General features: G+C 71.6%; 15 protein-coding genes. 7 read left to right on the top strand and 8 right to left on the bottom strand.

Features of this window, described 5'->3' with window-relative positions; genetic code table 11:
* Nucleotides 1-2: 2 nt before the first annotated feature.
* From ACZ63H_RS03440 to ACZ63H_RS03425, 4 genes are read left to right on the top strand one after another with little or no spacing between them, the layout of a single operon-like run.
* On the top strand, nt 3-440 hold the full coding sequence (locus tag ACZ63H_RS03440; RefSeq protein WP_469861681.1) for a cupin domain-containing protein: 438 nt from the start codon (nt 3-5) through the stop codon (nt 438-440).
* Nucleotides 437-691, top strand: coding sequence for a phosphopantetheine-binding protein (locus tag ACZ63H_RS03435; RefSeq protein ID WP_469861679.1), 255 nt, complete (start codon nt 437-439; stop codon nt 689-691). The genes ACZ63H_RS03440 and ACZ63H_RS03435 overlap by 4 nt, the downstream gene beginning before the upstream one ends.
* Nucleotides 691-1,839: an acyl-CoA dehydrogenase family protein gene (locus ACZ63H_RS03430; RefSeq protein WP_469861677.1), complete on the top strand. Its 1,149-nt coding sequence runs from the start codon at nt 691-693 to the stop codon at nt 1,837-1,839. Before ACZ63H_RS03435 ends, ACZ63H_RS03430 begins: the two co-directional genes overlap by 1 nt.
* Nucleotides 1,840-1,876: 37 nt before the next feature.
* Nucleotides 1,877-3,061 carry a class-II aminoacyl-tRNA synthetase family protein gene (locus ACZ63H_RS03425; protein ID WP_469861675.1) on the top strand — a complete coding sequence of 395 codons (1,185 nt, stop codon included), beginning with the start codon at nt 1,877-1,879 and terminating at the stop codon, nt 3,059-3,061.
* A 213-nt stretch (nt 3,062-3,274) separates the two neighbouring features.
* Here ACZ63H_RS03425 and ACZ63H_RS03420 read toward each other — a convergent pair whose 3' ends face one another.
* The 8 genes from ACZ63H_RS03420 to ACZ63H_RS03385 all read right to left on the bottom strand — a co-directional run bounded on the left by ACZ63H_RS03420 (nt 3,275) and on the right by ACZ63H_RS03385 (nt 15,444).
* Nucleotides 3,275-4,885, bottom strand: a complete 1,611-nt coding sequence (locus ACZ63H_RS03420) for a GMC oxidoreductase (protein ID WP_469861673.1) — start codon at nt 4,883-4,885, stop codon at nt 3,275-3,277.
* A gap of 33 nt (nt 4,886-4,918) precedes the next feature.
* Nucleotides 4,919-5,788 carry an alpha/beta fold hydrolase gene (locus ACZ63H_RS03415; protein ID WP_469861671.1) on the bottom strand — a complete coding sequence of 290 codons (870 nt, stop codon included), beginning with the start codon at nt 5,786-5,788 and terminating at the stop codon, nt 4,919-4,921.
* A complete protein-coding gene (locus ACZ63H_RS03410; RefSeq protein WP_469861669.1) occupies nt 5,785-6,420 on the bottom strand; it encodes a maleylpyruvate isomerase mycothiol-dependent enzyme family protein in 636 nt (211 codons plus the stop codon). The genes ACZ63H_RS03415 and ACZ63H_RS03410 overlap by 4 nt, the downstream gene beginning before the upstream one ends.
* A 9-nt stretch (nt 6,421-6,429) precedes the next feature.
* Nucleotides 6,430-7,827, bottom strand: coding sequence for a wax ester/triacylglycerol synthase domain-containing protein (locus tag ACZ63H_RS03405; protein ID WP_469861667.1), 1,398 nt, complete (start codon nt 7,825-7,827; stop codon nt 6,430-6,432).
* A gap of 37 nt (nt 7,828-7,864) precedes the next feature.
* On the bottom strand, nt 7,865-8,776 hold the full coding sequence (locus ACZ63H_RS03400) for an SDR family NAD(P)-dependent oxidoreductase (protein WP_469861666.1): 912 nt from the start codon (nt 8,774-8,776) through the stop codon (nt 7,865-7,867).
* Nucleotides 8,773-13,668 carry an SDR family oxidoreductase gene (locus ACZ63H_RS03395; RefSeq protein WP_469861664.1) on the bottom strand — a complete coding sequence of 1,632 codons (4,896 nt, stop codon included), beginning with the start codon at nt 13,666-13,668 and terminating at the stop codon, nt 8,773-8,775. Before ACZ63H_RS03395 ends, ACZ63H_RS03400 begins: the two co-directional genes overlap by 4 nt.
* On the bottom strand, nt 13,665-14,951 hold the full coding sequence (locus tag ACZ63H_RS03390; RefSeq protein WP_469861662.1) for an acyltransferase domain-containing protein: 1,287 nt from the start codon (nt 14,949-14,951) through the stop codon (nt 13,665-13,667). The genes ACZ63H_RS03395 and ACZ63H_RS03390 overlap by 4 nt, the downstream gene beginning before the upstream one ends.
* 67 nt (nt 14,952-15,018) lie before the next feature.
* Nucleotides 15,019-15,444, bottom strand: a complete 426-nt coding sequence (locus tag ACZ63H_RS03385) for a carboxymuconolactone decarboxylase family protein (RefSeq protein ID WP_469861661.1) — start codon at nt 15,442-15,444, stop codon at nt 15,019-15,021.
* 1,039 nt (nt 15,445-16,483) lie between these two features.
* Between ACZ63H_RS03385 and ACZ63H_RS03380 the strand changes: the two genes are divergently transcribed.
* From ACZ63H_RS03380 to ACZ63H_RS03370, 3 genes are all read left to right on the top strand, one after another.
* Nucleotides 16,484-16,702 (top strand): ferredoxin, encoded by a 219-nt coding sequence (locus ACZ63H_RS03380; RefSeq protein ID WP_469861659.1) that lies wholly within the window; start codon nt 16,484-16,486, stop codon nt 16,700-16,702.
* A complete protein-coding gene (locus ACZ63H_RS03375; protein WP_469861657.1) occupies nt 16,699-18,102 on the top strand; it encodes an NAD(P)/FAD-dependent oxidoreductase in 1,404 nt (467 codons plus the stop codon). The genes ACZ63H_RS03380 and ACZ63H_RS03375 overlap by 4 nt, the downstream gene beginning before the upstream one ends.
* Before the next feature lie 62 nt (nt 18,103-18,164).
* Nucleotides 18,165-19,424 (top strand): cytochrome P450, encoded by a 1,260-nt coding sequence (locus tag ACZ63H_RS03370; protein WP_469861656.1) that lies wholly within the window; start codon nt 18,165-18,167, stop codon nt 19,422-19,424.
* Nucleotides 19,425-19,486 lie beyond the last annotated feature (62 nt).

Raw genomic sequence — 19,486 nt, 5'->3', positions numbered from 1 at the left:
CCATGGCAGACCTCTTCGACCTCGCCCAGCACCTGATCGACCTGTCCGCCGCCGAGCAGAAGCAGGTGATCGACGACATCGGCATACCCGTGCGCGGCATCACCGGGGCCTCCGGTGCCGCCGCGACCAGCGCGTTCGGTCGCAGCATGGGACTGGACCTGCTGGAACTGCGCTCCGGCAGCTCCTTCCCCCTGCACGTGCACGAGGGCGACCACCTGCTCTACGTCCTGGAGGGCACCGGCGCCCTCCACATCGACGGCGTGGACTACCGGCTGCGGCGCGGCCAGTCCATCTTCGTGCCCGCCGTCTACCCGCACGGGCTGCGCGGCCCCGACGGCGGCGAGCGGTTGCGCGTCCTGTCGTTCAGCACCCCGCACCACCCCATCGACTCGGCGGAGCGCATGACCGTCGTGCGCGACGAGACCCTCCGCCCGGCATGACGGGCTGGGACGAGGAGTTCGAGGCACTGGTGCGCGGCGCGGCCTCCCGGCTGCCCACCGACATCCCCCTGGACACCGACACCGACCTGTCCGCCCACGGTCTGGACTCCGTCGAAGTCGTCGCGCTCATCATGCGCATCGAGACCGCCTACGGCATCGTCATGCCGGACGAACTGCTCCAGTACGCCAACTTCGCCACGCCCGGAGCCCTGTGGGCGGTGCTGGAGAAGGTGCGCGGGGGAGGGGCCTGATGACGACGAGCACCGCCCTGCCCGCCCTCGACGAGATCGCGCAGACCCTGCGGGCCAACGCCGACCGCGCCGACCGCGACGCCGTGCTGCCCGAGGAGAACCTGTCCGTGCTGCGGGAAAGCGGGCTCCTCGCACTGCTCGTCCCCACCCGGCACGGCGGGCTCGGCGGAAACCTGTCCGATGTCGCCGCGATCGCCCGGAGGCTGGCCGGCTCCTGCCTGTCCACGGCGCTGGTGTGGGCCATGCACATCTCCCAGACCGACGCACTGCTGCGGTTCGCCGGACCCGCTCTGCGCACGGACCTGCTGCCACTCCTCACGTCCGGACGGCTCTACCTGGCATCGGTCACCACCGAGACCGGACGCGGCTCCGACCTGTTCACCGCGCAGACCCCGCTGACCGCCCACGACGGCCTGGTCCGCTTCACCGGCCGGCACGCCCCGGTCGTCACCGGGGGCCGGCACGCCGACGGATTCCTGATCACCCTCCGATCGGCTCCCGACGCCGCACCCGGATCGGTGTCCCTGGTCTACGCCGACCGCGCGGACCTGCGCCTGTCCACGGCCGGCGCATGGGACCCGCTGGGCATGCGCGGCACCGAGAGCGGGGGCCTGGTGCTCTCCGGCGCGGTGCCCGCGCACAACATCGTCGGGGACCCCGGCAGGTTCGGTGACATCGCGCGCGAGAGCATGGTGCCCACCGCGCACATCGGCTGGGCGGCGTGCTGGCTGGGGGCCGCGCACGCGGGGTTCGCCGCCCTGCTCCGCGACCTGCGCGGGGCCGGGACACCACCGGGGGAGGTGGCACGCGAGCGGCTCGCCCGGATGCGCGTGGACCTCGACCTCGCGAGCACCTACCTGAACCGGGTGGTCGAGTTCACCGAGGACGCGCGGCGGCACGGCGCGCCCTTGAGCACGCCGCTCGCCCAGGTACGGCTCAACTCGCTCAAACTGGCGGTGTCGGAGACCGCGGCGCGCGTCGCCGAGGCACTGCTGCGCGCCACGGGCATGACCGGCTACGCGGACCGCCCCCAGGTCACCCGCCTGCACCGGGACCTGTCCTCGGCGCCGCTGAACCACTCCAACGACCGCATATGGCCGGCCACCGGTGCGCTCACCCTGCTCGACCCCACCGTCCGACTGCTGTGACGCGTCCTTGCGACCGGCCGCTCCGAGGGGATTGCGAATGCCCACGTACACGGTGCCACTGACCACTCCGGTGCCCGCCGCCCTGGCCGGGGAGCTGGCGAGCCGGCTCTACCACGCCGACGAGCGCATCACCGGGTTCACCCTGCCCGACGAGGGAACCGACGTCGCGGAAGTGGTGCTCACCACCGATCTCCCGGTCGCCGCCGCGGAGTTGCACCGCAGGATCGGGGACCTCGTCCGGTCCGACGTCCTGCCCCAGCGGGTGGTCGCCCCCCGGCTCCTGTGGCGCTCCCCGCACCGTCCCGCTCGCCGCGCGAACGTCTACCAGGACCTGCTGGCCAGCGGTGCCGTGCACGAGAGCGCGCCCGGACAGGTCACGGTCGCGGAACCCCTGCTGGGCCTCGTGCGGGATCTCGACCGGGCGCTGCTGGACCTGGCCCGGGACCACTTCGGCGCCGAGGAACACGAATACCCCCAGCTCATCCCCACCGCCACCCTGGCCCGCGCCGGCTATCTGGGGTCGTTCCCCCAGCATGTCCTGCTGACCTCACGGGTCCACCCCCACCTCGACGGCTATCGCGCGTTCACCCGCGCGATCGGCCGCGGGGCACCGCCCTGCGACGTGGTCGACGCGCACACCACGCACGCGGGACTCGCGGTACCGCCCGCTGTCTGCTACCACACCTACGCCCGCCACAGCGACCGCGCGCTGACCGCCCCCCTGACCGCGGTGACCGCCCGCGCCCGCTGCTTCCGCCACGAGTCCCGCTACTGTCATTCCCTGGAACGCCTCTGGGACTTCACGATGCGCGAGACCGTTCTCCTCGGTGAACAGGACAAGGTCCTCGCCGCTCGCGAGGCCTATCTGACCGCGCTGCGGGCCATCGTGACGAACTGGGGTCTGGCAGGGCACCTCGAATCCGCCAACGACCCGTTCTTCGCCACCCCCGACACCGCCCGCCAGGTCTGGTCCCAGCGCCTGATGGAGCTCAAGTACGAGTTGCGGCTGCCCGTCGCGGAGGGACGTACCGTCGCGGCCGCGTCGGTGAACGTCCACGGCACCCACCTGGCCGAGGCATTCGGCATCACCACGTCGAACGGGTCCCCGGCCTCCACCGGCTGCGTCGCCGTGGGCCTGGAACGGCTCGCCTATGCCTTCGTGCACCAGCACGGCACCGATCCCCGCAACTGGCCGGAGGTGCGCCGGCCGTGGAGCACCTGACATTCCGGTACGTACTGGTTGGTCCGACACGGCGCCCGGCGGCAGCGGATCCCTGGCCCGGCCTCCGGATCCCTGGCCGATGGCTGCCGGGGCTCCGGTACTCCGTCGGGAACGAGGGGGTAGTCGCCCGGAGTGGGTAGTCCCACGCGTGCCCGCCGTACGGCGCCGAGCCTCCCCGGTGTCTGACCGTGTGCCAGGTCACGCCGAGGGTGTTCACGGGGTGTCGTCCAGGAAGTCGGAGGTGATGTGGTCCAGGCAGTACTCCACCACCGCGGCTATGGTCAGGGCCGGATTGACGGCGCCGGTGCTTCCCGGCATGAGCGCGCCGTCCAGGCAGTACAGGCCGGGATGACCGTGCAGCCTCCCGTACGGGTCGGTGGCTCTGCCGAGCCAGGTGCCGCCCACGGGATGGGCGACGAGTGGCCGGGACTCCGGCAGGACGAGTCCGGTGGCGTCGGGCAGGTTCCGTGCCACCTTCTGGATCAGTTCCTCGACCTGCCTCCGTGTCCCGGCGTCGTAGCGCGCGTTCCACTGGAGCCGGATGCGGCCGTCCGAGGTCCACAGCCACTTGCCGTGGCGTTCCGGGATGCTCATGCCGAGGCACATGAAGTCCCGCCCGCCCAGGGGGAGGGGGACCGGCGAATGCATGAGCCCCACCGTGCCGGCGGCGTTGTGCACCATGCTGGAGGACGGTCCGCCCTGGGGCGTGCCCGCGGGCAGCCTCGTCGACCTCAGCACGGTGATGTGGTCGCCGTTCGCGCTCCAGCCTTCTCCGACGGACGCGTGCAGACGTGTCAGACCGCCGGTCTCGCGGGCCGCCAGCAGCAGCCGGGGGGTGTGGACACCGGCGGCCAGCACGAGCCGGTCACACGAGAAGGCCACGCGTTCGCGCACCGTTGCGTCCTCGCCCAGGCGCTCGGTGAGCACCCGGTACCGGCCGGACCGGTCGGCGGAGAGGCCCGTCACCTTGTGCAGCGGCCGCAGGGACGTCCTTCCGGTGGCCTCCGCCCGAGCCAGGTAGGTGCGGTCCACGCTGATCCTGGCCCCGCTGTTGCATCCGGTGAAGTGGTACTGGCCGATGACGGCGGCGGCCGGACGGTCGCCGCGGAGTTCGTCCCGTACGGCGTCGAAGTCGAAACCGCTGCGGATCGTCTCCGCCGGCAGGCCGGAGGCGCGCACGGCTCGGTCCCACAGCCGGTGCGCGCGGTACGGCTCGTGGCCGAGGAGGTCCGCGGGAAACGGCGCTCCCCCCAACCGGCGGCGCGCTCTGGGGTAGTGGACGCGGTCCAGCAGTTCGAAGTCGGGACCCGCCGGGAAGATCCGGTGGAACGCCTCGGGCCGTGGTTGCGCCAGCACTCCGCCGTAGACGAGGGTGCTGCCCCCTACGCCGGCACCGCATACGACGACCGCGTCATCCTCGGTGATGACGTCCAGGAGCCCGGTCGAACGCGGGAGGACCGCCTCCATCGCTTCGAGGAGGCGCGCCCATGGTGTCGAGCGCAGTGGGGGCAGGGGCGTGGACTCGTCGTCGAGCCAGATGAGCCTTTTGTCCACGGAGGGAAAGGCGGGAAAGGTCGTACCCGCCGGATCGACGGGCCAGCGCCGTCCGCGTTCCAGTACCACGTTGCGCACGCCGGCCTCGGAGAGCCGGTAGGCGGCGATGCTTCCGCCCAGACCGGCGCCCACGATCACGACCTCGTGCCGTTCCTCGCGGTCCGGCCGGGCCGCCGAGGGCGGCCGGATCGTCCCGGACGGTTCGCCCTTCGGGCCGGCGGGCGTGTGCCGAGGCGCCTGCGCGAAGTCGTCGGTGTCTTTGCCGGTCACACGATTCCCCTTGTTCCGTCTGCGGGCGGAGAGTCACGGCACGCGATCGGCGCTGTCGCGCACGAAGGGACCGATAGCGTCCATGAAGTCGGTGTGGCTGTCGAGATAGGAGACATGGCCGGCACCGGTGAGCAGTACGAACTTTCCGGCCGGCAACCGGCGTGCCGCCGCACGTCCTTGCCAGGCCGGCAGGAGGGTGTCGGTGTCCCCCCACACGATCAGCACCGGCGTCGGGAGCCGGGCGAGCCGGTCCACGACGAGGATGCCGGGACGCTGACCGGTGATGTCCGCGCACTCCCGGAAGATCTCCAGGGAGGTCCGCAGAGACTTCCGTGAACGGGCCAGTCGCGCCTGGGCCAGCCATGTCCCCAGGGGCACGCGCCATGGCTGTCGTAACAGCAGCAGGGTGGAGCAGGCCAGGACGACCTCGCTTCCGGGCAGGGAGGCGAGCGCGGACAGCAGATCCGCCACGCGGGGCGGCAGTATCGCCAGCGCGATGGCGGCCGGATGGGCCGCGCGGCCCAGACCGCTGGCGTCGACCAGTGCGAGGCGTCGTACGAGTTCCGGATGCGCGATGGCCAGTTCCGCGGCCACGCACCCGCCGTAGGAGTGTCCGATGGCGACGACGCCGTCGATGTGCAACGTGTCGAGGAGATCGGCGAGGAAGGCGGCCATGTGCGCCGGCTTGACGTCGGGAAGGGAGCCGGTGCCGCTGAACCCGGGCAGCACGGGAGCGATGACACGGCAGGCGTCACCGAGGTCCAGCATCACGGGAAACCAGTCGCGGGCGCTCGACGCGGCCCCTGCCACCAGCAGTACCGGTTGCCCTTCGCCGTACTCGTAGTAGCGGGTGGAGATGCCGTTGACCAGCACGCGTCGGGTCTTGATCTCCCGTTCTCTCACCGGTCCGCACTCCGATCCGTTGCGTGGTCGCGTCCGGCCGGGGTGAAGCGCAGTTCCCCGGCCACCGCGTCACGTCCCGCCAGCCACATGCCCAGGGCCTCTCTCGTGCCCAGGACCTCCGTGGGACGCAGGAAACCGGGGGCTCCGAGCGGGGGGTGTCCGTCCGTGGGGATGACGCGGTATCTGAGGATCCGCAGGTTCGAGTGGGTACTGAGCATGGCACCGTCCCAGAGGATGAACGAGGGCACGGAAGGGGGCATGTCCCGTACGAGGCCGAGGCCGCGCACGATGTCCTGGTGGTGGACCGAAAGGTCTCCCAGGGAGACGAGGACGGCCAGGCGGCTGCTCCAGGCCGGGCGTTCGGCCCACTCACGGGCCTCCGCCATGAGCCGGCGCCGTGGGAGGTGGCGGACACGTCGCACGTGCCGGTCGTTGACGGCTGCGAGGCCAAGCCACGGGCGGTAATGGGTCATGGGGTGGTCCACGCCGATGAGATGCCCGAGCACGTCTCGCGGCGACCAGGCGGCGCAGAGCGTGGGGCCCTCGTCGAAGACGTCGTCGGGCAGGGCGTCCAGGGTACGCAGCAGGCGTTTCCTCTCCGCCCGCAGTTCCGCTTCCAGGGGGAGTCGCACCGCATTCTCCTAGCCGTCGGCCCCGGTCCGTGCCGACCGCGGTGGTCCGGCGGGGTGCCGGGCGCACCCGATCGTTTCCTCGAAGCTGTCCGCGAGGAAACGGTGGAAGAGCCGGGCGTCCGTGATCGCGGCCGGGTCGAGGTTCGTGCCGATGCCGCACAAGTCACCGTGCGAGGCCATCGATATGTTGGCGGCGGCGCCACCGCGGGGAGCCCAGGGGACCGCGTTCACCACGCGCGATCCGGCGACCTGTGCGGTCCCCGGCAGCCCGGGGACGCTGGTGACCACGACGTCGATCCTCCTCAGCAGTGCGGGTGCGAGGTGCCTGTACACCGGTTCGGGCACGAGGGCGCCCAGGTCGGCCATCACCGTGTAGAGCCCCCTGGCCGCCGAGCCGCGGGCTTCGGCGACCGCGGTGTGCACGGAGACCATGCGGGACCGGGCGGACATGTCACCGATCGGTCCGGCGATCAGGACTCCGGCTATCAGATTGCCGGCGCCGGTCTCGTGCGCCTCCCGGAAGCTGACGGGAACGAGGACCGGCAGGGTCGCGCGGACCAGCCCGTGGTGGTCGTGATAGCGGTGGAAAGCGCCGAGGACCGCCGACACGTAGGCGGACGTCACCGATGCTCCGGCGCTCTTCCCGGCGGCCTTGAGCCCGGCCAGGGACACCGTCGTCATGCCGCAGTCGATCGCCGGACTGCGCCTCGCGAGCAGAGGCGAAGGAGAGGCCGGTGGCAGCAGCCGGGAAGCGGTGCGGCCGGCGGACTGTGCCCCGTCGCCGGCGGGCCCGGGTCCGGACAGGACGCGGGCGCTGCTCCGCACCGCCGTTCGAGCGGCCTCGGTGAGGGCTCCTATGACCTGGGGAATGCCGGAACGGTCCTCGTGTGACGTCTCGGCCGGCCTTCCGGGGCCGGGCGGTGGTGGTGCGGCATTCGACCGGACCGCCGGGGGCGGGTTCTCCATGAGGCGACGGACCGCCGCCACGATGGTCACCGCGTCCGCGAGGCTGTGATGCCACTTGAGGACCACGGCGGCACGATCGGTCTCGTAGTCTTCGACGAGTGTGATCTCCCACGGGGGGTGGAGGGGATCGAAGGCCGCCGAGATCCGCCACTCGACCATGTCCAGCAACTCGCGCGGCCCTCCGGGGGCCGGCAGCCGCATGCGGTGCACGTGCCGGGAAAGCCGGAAGTCCGGGTCCGCGGTCCAAGAGGGCGGCCCTGTCCGCAGGGGTGAATCCACCACACGGTGCGTCAGCCGGGGAAGCCGGCCGACGGCACCCTCACAGGCGCGCACGAACAGGTCCCAGTCCGGAGTGCTCGTCAGGAGCCAGGCCCAGGTGACATGGGGGCGGGTCAGCGCACTGCCGCTCAACCGCCAGAAGAGGGTGTCCGTACCGTTCATGGGACCGGGCGAGCTCCACCCGCCGTCGGGACGGGGGTCATTCATCAGGGGCGTCCTCTCCTCGAACAGGTCCGCCGTGCCCGGTGCGTCGCAGCCCCACCAGTTCCTCCGACCGTTCCCACACAGCACGTTGCAGGCTGGGGTGGAACCGTAAGGGGGCCGGCGGGAGCAGACGGACACCGGGCATCCAGGAGTGGAATCCACCGCCTCGGAACGCGAACTCGGGATCCCCGGCGAGGCGGAGGGCCGGCCGCGCACCCTCCGCCGCGCTGTGGACCAGGGGCGTGTGCTCGGCGGCGGCGAGCAGGCGGGGCATCAGGGGGATGTTCCTGACAAGGGCGGTGGACACCAGCCCCGGGCAGTAGGCGTGGGAGGTGATCCCGTGTCGTGCCCACCTGCGTGCCGCCTCCTGCGTGGTGAGCACGTTCAGCAGTTTCGAGCGCGCGTAGACGGTCCACGACCCGATCGGCCCGTAGGGCCGGGGCTCGGCGAAGGAGGAGGGATCGAGACGCAGGACGCTGCGGTGCGCCTCGGACGCCACCGTGACGATCCGGGAAGGGGCTCCCCGCCGGAGCGGATCGAGGAGGAGCCGGGTGAGCAGGAACGGCCCGAGATGGTTGGTGGCGATCATCCGGTCGTACCCATCGGGACTCACCCCGGGCCGCAGGTCGTGCGTGCCGGCGTTGTTGACGAGCACGTCCACGTGTCCCCAGTGACGTCGGATCTCCCGTGCCACGGCCCGCACCTCGGCGAGAGCGGCGAGGTCGGCGGTGAACAGCCGGACGTCCGCGCCCGGCCACAGGGCGGTCAACTCGGCGACCGTGGCCGCACCCTTGTGGCGGTCGCGGCACACCAGGGCCAGTCCGGCTCCGGCGGCGGCCAGGCCGTGGGCGATCTCCCTGCCGATGCCGGAGGTCGCCCCGGTGACGACACAGTGTGAACCCCTCATGACGCCGTTCCGTTGCTTCCCAGGGGCCGTGTGGCGTGCCCGGCCGTCCGCCTCGGTGGTCCGGACCGGTGCCGGGTGGAGGCGTTCGGGTTCGCGTCCGCCGTCTGCGGCGGATCCGCGACGTCGACGAGTTCGACCTCCGACAGGAGTGCCAGCAGGCGTCCGTCGGGCGTGGCCGCGCCGCACACGCCGGTGTCGTCGGTCGACACGCCGAGGCAGTGCCCGTAGCGCAGCAGCAGGTCGTGGTCGTTGGCTCCGTCCGCGTACAGCTCGATGCGTCCGATCGAACGGGGCACGAACAGCGGCTGGTGGTCGACGGGGTCCGGCCTGAGAGCGAGGGTGCGCAGGGCGGCGCACAGGAGGAGCGCCGGCGTTGTCATGGTGCGCAGCCCGGGGTGTCCGGCGAGTGAGGGCGTCCAGGTGCCGCGCGCCGCCGTCGAGTCCACCAGGCAGTCCGACAGGTTGCGGAACGGGCCGCGCAGGGAGACCGGTGCGTGCAGGGGCGAGTAGGGGTCCTGTGCCGGCATCGGCGACCGCGGGGGTCGGGTGTCCTGTCGTGGGGCCTGCCTCCGCTCATGCCGGTCCAGCAGCACGACCGCCTGGAAGTGCCGCAGCGCACCCGGTCGCATCCCGCCGCGGGGGTCGAGGGTGTCCGAGTGGATGGTCACCCGGACGGCGGAGCGAGGCGTGCCGGTCTCCGGCGGTTGCGGAGGGATCGTCCGCGCCCGGATGCGCAGCGGCGAGGGCGCCTTGCGGTTGAACGGACGGATGAAGGTGTCGAAAGACGCCTCGCGGAACCCCGTCGTGACGGCGCCGGGCACCAGGGCCTCGGCCGCCTGCGCGGCGAGGTCCAGGATGAAGGTCGCCGGTACGGTCGGTTTTCCGCCGACCAGGTGGTCGAAGAGGTGCCGTTCCACGCGCGGGTCGACCGGGTACGCCCATTCGGCACCGTGGGGAGTTTCCGCGGGCCGCGTCCACCAGGACGGCCGCCGGCGGACCGCGAGGGGCCGGAGCGGCTCGTCGCGAACGAAGCCAGGCAGGTGCCGGCGCAGCCGGTCCCGTTCCGCGCGGCCCAGATAGACCGACGCACCGCCGGCCAGTGGTGCCGCCCGCATCTCCGCCGCGAACTGCGCGGCGCCCTCCTCGGTGGAGACCGGGGTGAACCGGCCCTGGCGCGCGACGTGCTCCTGGAAGAGTTCGTCGGCGCCCATGCCGGTCTGCCGCCACATGGTGAACCCGATGGTCGTCTGAGCGCCTCCCGCCGCTGCCTCGGCCACGGCGGCCAGGTAGGCGTTGGCGGAGGCGTAGTCCGTGTCTCCGGGCGCGCCGGCGGTGCCGGAGTAGGAACCGATGTTGCACCACCAACGGGGCGGACGGGATGCCAGGGCACCGGCCAGATGACGGTGCCCGAGGACCTTGGTGTCCCGGACCGCGCGGAACGCCTCGAGCGACTTGTTCCGCAGCAGGGCGGAGGCCACCTGTCCCGCGGCGTGGAGGACGAAGTCGACCCGGCCCTCGGTGCGCAGGACTTCTCCGATCACCTCGTGGACGGACCCCTCGTCGGTCACGTCGCAGGTCGCGTAGTGCACACGATCGTCCCCGAAGCGTGCCCGGAGCGCCTCCAGGGTCTCGTTCACCTGACGTTGCCTCAGGATGCCGTCCACCCGGGCCACGACGGCTCGCATCGGCAGGTCGGGGTGCTCCCGTCGAACCCGCCGGAGGAGGGCGGACCGTGTGCGTCGTCCCGGCTCGGTGCCGGTTTCACCGGTGTACCGCGAGCCGTCCACGGGGGTGCGCCCCAAGAGCCACAGGCGCGGGCGCAGGCGTTGCGGCAGCGCGGTGAGCAGGGCCCGGGCGATGCCGCTCGACCCCCCGGTGACGACGCCGACGCAGTCGTCCGGAAGCAGGTCGACGGCGGGTGCCGCGGCGGGCAGCGGAGCGGGAAGCAGTGTCTCGATCCGGCGTTCGCCGTTCGCGTACCGTACGACTGGGGGAGGGCCGGGCCGGGTGGCGCGCTCGGCCGCCGCGCGGGCGAGCAGTGCGGCGACCGCGGTCTCGTCCGAGGTCACGGTGGCCGCCACCGCGTCGGGGCGTTCCCAGCGCAGGCTCTTGACCATTCCTTCGAAGAGGGCCGCGACACCGGCCCCCGGGCCCGGATCCGTCGCACCACGCAGCAGGACGATCAGGGAACCGTCCGGTCGTGGGCGTGCCCACAGGCGCTGCACGGCCAGGAAGGTCATCTCGTGCAGGGCGAGGGCACGGTCCAGGGTCAGGGCGGCGAGGTCGCCGATCACGGTCAGGTGCGGTGCGGACCGGTCGGCGGCAGCCAGGAGCGCCTCGCGGTCCCGGTCGGGTACGCGCGTGCCGGCGCGGGACGGCAGGACCAGCACCGTGGACCCGGTCGCCTCCGCCTCGGCCCTCACCGCGGCCGCGACTTCGGCGGTGCCTGCCAGCACGAGGCCCCGCGGTGGCAGGTGCGCGGACGAGGTCCGGCCCCGGGGCGCGGGCAGCGGTTCGCGTACCAGGTGGCGCGCGTACCGCGTGGTCGTGTGGGGCGAGGACGGTGCGGAGGGCGCGGGGGAGGCGGGGCGTCCGGCGTGGACCGGTGCGACGACGAGTGCCGCGTCGTGGTGGCGGGCACGCAGCCGGACGGCGGTGTCCTCCGACTCCGCCGCGCGCAACAGGGCGACCGCCTGGTCGGCGGCCAGGTAACTGCGTGCGGGAGTCTCCGGGATGTCCGCGCTCTCGTCCTCGGCCTCCTGGTCCGCGAAGGACATCCGCGCCAGGGCCTGCCAACCGTGGCGTTCGGCGAGCCGTTCGGTGGTGACGGCGAGGAGGAAGGCGCCCTCGGCGAGCGTTGTCGCTCCGGTTCGCGTCACCGCGGCGTTGGTGGCCGTGGCGTTGCCGTTGACGGCCAGGACCAGGGCGAGGTCGAGTTCGCCCGTGCGCAGGTACCGCTGTGCCACGCGGAGCGCCGTGAGCGTGCTGTCCACCCCGCAGTCCACGGCCATGGTGGGTCCGTGCAGGTCGTACCGGGCGGCGAGCCGGGAGGCGATGACATTGGGCAGCACACCGGCCTGGGAGTCCTCCGTGCACGCTGGGGAGGACTGACGAGCCGCCTCCAGCCGCGCGACGGCCGCGGTGAAACCCGGTTCGGAGGCGTGCGCCCGCAGAACCGCGCCCGCGTCGTCGGCGTAACACCGGACGGCGGTGCCGACAAGCCCGCGCGGCATGCCGGTGTGCGCGGCTATCACTCCGGTCGTCTCCCGCAGTTCCGCCCAGATCTCGCCGTGGTCGTCGACGAAACGGGCGGCCGCCTGAAGGCCCATCAGCTGCCCGGGATCGACGACGGGCAGGGTACGGGCCGACAGCCTCACTTCGGCCGGCTGCGGGACGGGGTACGCGTCCGGGAACGACGCGTCCGGCGCGGGGACCGAGCCGCGCAGCCAGTCGCGCAGAGCGGACCGGGACGGAGCACCGGGCAGGTGCGCGGACCAGGCCACCAGGACCATGCCCTCGTCGGCGGACCCGTGCGGCGCGGAGCGCAGGCCGGGCCGTTCGCAACGGTCGGCGACCAGCAGGTGGGCGTTGGTCCCCCCGAAGCCGAACGCCGAGACGCCGACGGTGCGGCGTCCCTCGTGCCGCGGGCGCAGCCGGACGGGACCGGGCGGCACGCGCAGACCGCCGGAGGACTCCTGCGGGTTCTCCCGGGCGCCCAGCTGGGCCGGGACCCAGCCGTGCCGGAGCCCGAGCAGCGCGTGGGCCAGGGACACCACCCCCGCCGTCCACCCGGTGTGACCGAAGACCGGCTTGTTGCTGGTGCAGAGCTGTCCCGAGGACGGCCCGAGGGCGGACAGGACCTGTGACTCGACGCGGTCACCGGCGGCCGTGCCGGTCCCGTGCGCGACGACCCAGTCGACCTGTTCGGGCGTCACGGAGTTGACGGAGCGGGCGCGCTCTATCGCGCGGCGCTGCCCGGCCGGGTTGGGAGCGGAGATCGACTTGCCGCGACCGTCCGCGGCCCCTCCGAAGCCCAGCAGCACCCCGTGCACCGTGTCGCCGTCGCACATCGCCTGCCGCAGCGTCTTGAGAGCGACGACACCGGCCCCGTCGCTGAACAGGGTCCCGTCCGCCGCCTCGGTGAAGGCACGGACGCGCCCGTGCCGTGACAGGCCGTTCAGCTTCGCGAACATCACTGCCATCGTCGGGTCGACCACGGTCACGCCGCCGCAGTAGGCGATCTCGCACGCGCCGGCCAGGAGAGCTTTGACCCCGAGGTCCACGGCGTAGAGCGACGACGCGCACGCGGTGTCCACGACGCACGACTCCGTCAGCGATTCGGGCAGCCGGGAGAACACCTCCCGGACGACCGCGTCGGGCGTGGCCGCCTCGCTCGCCGGCAGCGCGTGCCGGTAGTGCTCGAACAGGGCCTTGCGAACCTGCTCCGCTTCCTGCTCGTCCGGCAGGGAGCGGGTGACGACGTCCACGAGGACCGATTCGACGAGGCTCTGGCTGCCCCCCGGCCAGCCGCCTATGTAGGCCGCGCACCTGCGGTCGGCTCCTGTGCGGACGTGCTCGCGTGCCTGGAGCAACGCGTGCCGCAGCCACCGTGACGCGTCGTCCCGTCCGGCCCCCGCGCGCTCTTCTTCCCGCAGCTCCGGGTGGGGACGGAAGCCGTGCAGGAAACCCGCGCGGCGTGCGTAGGTCTTGTCCTCCTCCCGCGGGTCGGCGGACCAGAAGTGGTCGAGGCGGAAGCGGTCGTGTGGTTCGCCGAAGGCGTCGTGGCTTCCGTTGAGCAGCCGCCAGAGCTCCGCGGGACTGTTGGCTCCGGGCACCGCGAGTCCGATGCCCACCACGGCGACGAGATCCTCGGCGTTGTCCGGCGTCGTCATCCGCGCAGTTCCTCGACCAGATCGGCGATGCGCTCCAAAGTGGTCGCCTCGTTGCGGCGTTCACCGGGAACCTCGGGCAGGTCGTACTGCTGTCGGACGCGTTCGAAAAGCGCGATCTGCTTGGCCGAGTCGACGCCCAGATCCGCCTCCAGATCGACGTCGGCGGTCAGCATCTCGGCCGGGAAGCCGAGTTCCTCGGCGTACAGCGCGGTGAGTCCGGCCAGCAGTCGGGAGCGCGCGCCGGAATCCCCGCCGCGGGGCGCGAGTACCTCGTCCTCCCGCGGCCCGTCGGCCACCTCGTCGCCCGGACGGCTCTCCTCGGGCAGGAAGCGGGCCCGCACACCGGCGGCCCCGAGCGCCGCTACGACGGACTCCATGTCACCCCGGCTCGCGAGGAGCGGGATCGCCGTGACGGAGGCAGGAAGGGAGGAGCGCACGATTCCGGTGAGCGCCTGCCGCGCTCCGGCCTCGATGAACACGCGAGTGCCCTGCCGGAACACGGTGAACAGCGCGTCGTAGAAGGGAACGGGAGCGATCATGTTCCGTTCGACGACTTCCCGGACGTCCGCGACGCTGGAGACGTACCGCCCCAGCACGGGGGAGAAGACGGCCGTGCGGGGTGCCACGACGGCCACGTCCGCCGTGGCTTGCCGGAAGTAGTCCGCCGCGTCGTTCAGCAGGGGATTGTGGAAGGCGTACCTCGCCCGCAGCCGAGTGGCCCGGACATTCAGGTCCACAGCGATCTTCTCCACCCTGTCGAGGGACGCCGACGGCCCCGAGACGACCGTCTGTTCCGGGCCGTTGTCGATCGCCGTCCGCAGACCGGGTTCGTCCAGGACGCCCACCAGGTGGTCGGCCCGCCAGGCGGGGATGTCGAGCGCCACCAGGCCCCCCTCCTCCGGGGCGGCTCGGCGGAACGCCTCGATCCGCGCGCATGCCATGCGCGCGACGTCGGTGACGGACACCGCCTTGGCGGTGGACAGTGCGGCGAACTCCCCGAAGCTGTGGCCCATCAGGACATCGCCGCGCACCCCCACACCGGCGAGCAACTGGGCCGCCACGGCGTTGATGGCGAAGATCGCCAGATCGAGCCGGTCGCTGTCGTTCTCCAGGAGGTCCTGGAGGGACGGCGCGTCCCGGTCCAGGAGAAGAGGGGTGATCGGAGCGTGCCCCTGGGCGGTGACCACTTCGTCGATCGCTTCCAGCGTGTGGGCGGCTTGGGGAACACAATCCGCCCGGTCGGCGAGGACGCCCGGCAGGTAAGCGCCTTGTCCAGGAAACAAGATCGCGGTCCGTAATGACATGAAGAAACTCTTTCTCTGGCGGGGTGACAGGGGGATTTGACGGCGTCTAACAGTCTTGTTGCAGCGGCAGAACGCCGATTTCCTCATAGAACGCCTTGGCCGCCTCGACGGCGCTCAGTGTGCGCGGAAATCCTGCGTAGGCACCGATGTGCGTAAAAATCTCTATGACCTTCTCCGGGGTAATTCCCAAGCGGTGAGAAATGCGGAGGTGTATGGTCAGTTGTTCTTCCGCCCCTCCTAGCGCCGCGATGACGGCGAGAGTGACCATCTCCCGTTCCGCGTGACTCATCGCCGGCCGTCCGTGCAGCCTTCCGAAGACCAAGTCGATCACGAGGTCGGCCACATGACCTCCGACCGGTCCCAGTGCTTCGATGAACCTCTGAACTGCTTCTTCGCCCGCCACCGCTGCCGCGATCCGATAGGCGGCCGACGGATCCGCGGGCCCGGAGTCAAGATCTTCTCCGCTCGTCACGTGTGCTCCGCAATCATGGACTGCTCTCCTTTCCGGTCACCTCGCGCATCGGCCAGGAAAAAGAGGTGATCGAAGAGAGTGGATACGTCTGTCGTCGGGAGGGCGGGCGGAACTCGCGAGAAGCCGCTACCGGGAGCGGCGCCCTCGAGTGCACGTTACTCAGTCTTCCCGGTGACGGGAAGGGCCTGCGCCACTTTGCCGGAAGAGCGTATTGCGGCGAACAAGGGGACGCTTTTTCGTATCGAATGTTCCAGGGCATGCAGAAGCGGCGCGCATAGCTTTCGCCGACGTGGAGCCGACCACCATGCTCACCGGGCCGGGGGTGCTCGCGTCACCAACCGTTTCCGTCCATCGGCCGCTCTGCCCGGCGGCGACGTACTGCGTCTCTCCCGGAGTGCGCACAGCACACCTCCGGTCGCACCGACGATGCGTGAACGCGTTGAACGCGCCGGCCGTGGGCCGCCGCCGGCGTGAGTGGCTCCTCTCGTGTGGAGACCCGGTGGCGCCTGCGCGCGGCGGCCGAACGAGGGGCGCGTGCACGGTCCGTTGCGCCGGTTGAGCGCCCGCCCGTACGGTCCGTGCCCGGATCTCCGTACGCGATCGCATCCCCGCGTGTCCGGGTCGCTGCTCGCCAACGACGGAAGCGCAAGGGCGGCTTCACCGACCGCGGCCGGGCCTGTGCCGCGTACGTCACCGATCCGCGGGCGCGAAGGACGGACCCGGACGGACGCCGGCGGGGGAGTCCTTGCGTTGCCGGTCGGCGATGACGATGACGATGGGCGGGCGAACTCGCTCGATATGCCGTGCAGCGCAAGCGGGACTAGGCTGGACGAGCGAAGCCGAAGAGGTCGTCCCTTCCATAGCGCTGCGGTGACACCTGAAGACCGGGCCGTACCCCGCTGCCGGGCCCGGTGACGTCCATCCGCCTCCCGCCTCCCTGACGGGCGCCCAGCCACGGAACGCGGCAGCGAATCCGGGGGCGCGCGTTGCGGGGGCCTTCCGTCTCCTGAGAAGCGCGCCTGCCCGAAGGAGTCTGCCCATGCGAATAGTCGTGGACCTGAACAGGTGTCAGGGCTACGCACAGTGCGTGTATCTGGCGCACGAGGTCTTCCGGCTGAATGGCGAGGAGGCGCTCACCTATGAGCCGAATCCCGATGACGAGCGGCGCCTGCAGGTCGAGCGAGCCGTTGCGGCGTGCCCGGTGCAGGCGATCCTGATCGACCGCTCGGACGGCGAGGAACGGGGCGAGGCGTCATGACCTTGCGGGCTTCGGTCGCGGAGCTGGTGCGGGAGTTCCGGGCCAACGGCCGGATCGTCATCGTGGGTGCTTCTCTGGCCGGGCTGCGGGCCGCGGAGTCCCTGCGCGAGGAGGGCTTCACCGGTTCGCTGACGGTCATCGGGGACGAGCCGTACGAGCCGTACGACCGTCCCCCGCTGTCCAAGCAGGTGCTGAAGGGCTGGGTGCCGGCCGACCACACCAAGCTGCCCCGCAGGCGGGAAGTGGACGCGGAGTGGCGGCTCGGGGTGGCCGCCACCGGGCTGGACCGGACGACCAAGCAAGTGCGGCTGGCGAACGGCGAACAGGTGCCGTACGACCGGTTGCTGATCGCCACGGGCACCCGCGCGCGGCAGTGGCCGAACCCCGACGAGGCCGCCTTGGACGGGGTGCACACCATTCGCTCGCGTGATGACGCGGAGCGGTTGCAGAAGGCGCTGGCCGAGCCACCGTCGCGGGTCCTGGTCATCGGCGCCGGATTCATCGGTTCGGAGGTGGCCTCGGTCTGCCGGGAGCTGGACCTTCCGGTGACCGTCGTCGAGCGGGGTTCGGCGCCGCTGGTCGGTGCCCTGGGCGGGGTGATCGGGCGGATCGCCGCGCAGCTGCAGCGCGATCACGGTGTGGACCTCCGCTGTGGGCTGGGTGTGTCGTCGCTGGAGGGGGACTCGGGCGGACATGTGCGGCGGGCGCGTCTGTCGGACGGAAGCGTCGTCGACGCCGACGTGGTGGTGGCCTCGCTGGGGTCGATCCGCAACGTGGAGTGGCTGGAGGGCTCCGGGCTGGCGGCCGGTTTCTGGGGCGTCGGATGCGACGCCGGTGGACGGGCCTTCGACATCAACGGCGTGGTCACCGACAGCGTCTTCGTGGCAGGGGACGTGGCGCGCGCTCCGCATGTGCTCTACGAGTACCAGTTCCTCGCGATGGAACACTGGGACAACGCCGTTCTCGGCGCCCAGGCCGCGGCCCACAACATGGTGAACCTCGAACCCCACTACCGTCCGCACCTGCTGCTGCCCGGGTTCTGGTCCGGTCAGTTCGGCGTGAACATCAAGTCCGTCGGCGTGCCTCCCTTCGGTGACGAGATCGTCTTCACCCAGGGGTCTGTGGCGGACCGGCGTTTCGCCGCCGCGTATGGGCGCCGGGGCCGCATCGTCGCCGCCGTCGCCTTCGACCACGGCAAGTGGCTGGAGTACTACGGGAAGCTGATCGAGCAGTCCGGTCCGTTCCCGCCCCCGATGCCGGGCTGGGACCGGCCGCCCGACACGAAGCCGATACCGGCCGAGTTCCCGGATCCCAGGGTTCCGACGGCGATCCCCGACGTCGTCCTGACCGGCCATGCCCCGAGCGACCGGACGGCCGAGTTCCGGCCCCGGCCCCACTGACCCGGCCCGACGGGCCGAGCGTGCAAGCGGACAGCACCGACAGGAGGAAGGAGGGGAGCCTCGTGGTCGAGGAAACCCCTTGGCAGCAGGCCCTCCGCTACGCCAACCGCGCCAATCCGTACCCCTTCTACGAGGAGCTCCGCAAGACACCGGTGGCGCGCCAGCCGGACGGCACCTACGTCGTCAGCACCTACCGGGAGATCGTCACACTGCTCCACGATCCCCGCGTGAGTTCGGATCCGCGAAAGCGCCCCGCCCCGGCCGCGGAGGGCGCGGGGGAGCGGGCGGCCGAGCCGATCAGGGAGGTGTTGACCGAGCCGAACATCATCAGCTGCGATCCGCCCGAGCACGACCGTGACCGCCGGACGATGATGCCGCACTTCGCCGGGCCGCCCCATGCGCCTCACCTGATCGCCGATGTGGAACCCGACATCCGCCGCCTTGTGGGCGGCCTCCTGGACGGCATGAGGGGCAAGACCCGGATCGACGCCGTCGACGACTTCGCGTACCCCCTGCCGGTGACGGTGATCTGCAAGGTGCTGGGCGTGCCGTTGGAGGACGAGCCACGCTTCCACCACTGGATCGAGACGGCCCTGGACGCCCTCGACTTCGGCCCCGAAGCCGCCTCCGAGGAGATCCGGGGACGACTGGCCGGAGGCAGGCGGGCCGTGCAGGACTTCGGGCGGTTCGCGGCCGGCCTGCTCGACCGGTACGCCGACCGGCCCGGCTCGGGCATGCTCTCCGCCCTGGTGAACGGGAACGGCCCGGAACGGCGGATGCCCAAGGGCGTGCTCGTGAGCAACACCCTGCTCCTGATCTTCGCGGGGCACGAGACCACGGTCAATCTCATCGCCCACGGCGTCCTCACCCTGCTACGGCACCCCGACGCACTGGAGACGCTGCGCCGCCGACCCGAGCTGATCGTGCCCGCGGTGGAGGAACTGCTGCGCTTCGAGTCGTCGGTGCAGTTCTGGCACACCCGTTCCGCGCTGGAGGACATCGACATCGCGGGTACCACCATCCCGAAGGGGGCGCCGATCTTCCTGGCGTACGGCTCGGCGAACCGAGACCCGGAACGGTTCACCGACCCCGACGAAGTCGATCTGGAACGCCCCGACAACCAGCACCTCGGCTTCAGCCAGGGCATCCACTTCTGCTTCGGCGCCCCGCTCGCCCGGCTCGAGGTCCAGGCGGCGGTCGGCGAGTTCGTCCGCCGGGTGGAGAACCCCAGGCTCGTCGAGGACCCGCCGCCGTACCGGCACAGCCAGATCTTCCGCGGACCACGGCACGTCCTGGTCGACATCGACGGCATCCGCGACTGACCAGGCGTGTGTCAGGGATCGGCATGCGGGCTTTTCAACAGACCCACGACGCGTACCGGTTC

It is taken from the genome of Streptomyces sp. NPDC104831 (assembly GCF_055583025.1).
This window is presented reverse-complemented; position numbering and strand designations above follow the sequence as displayed.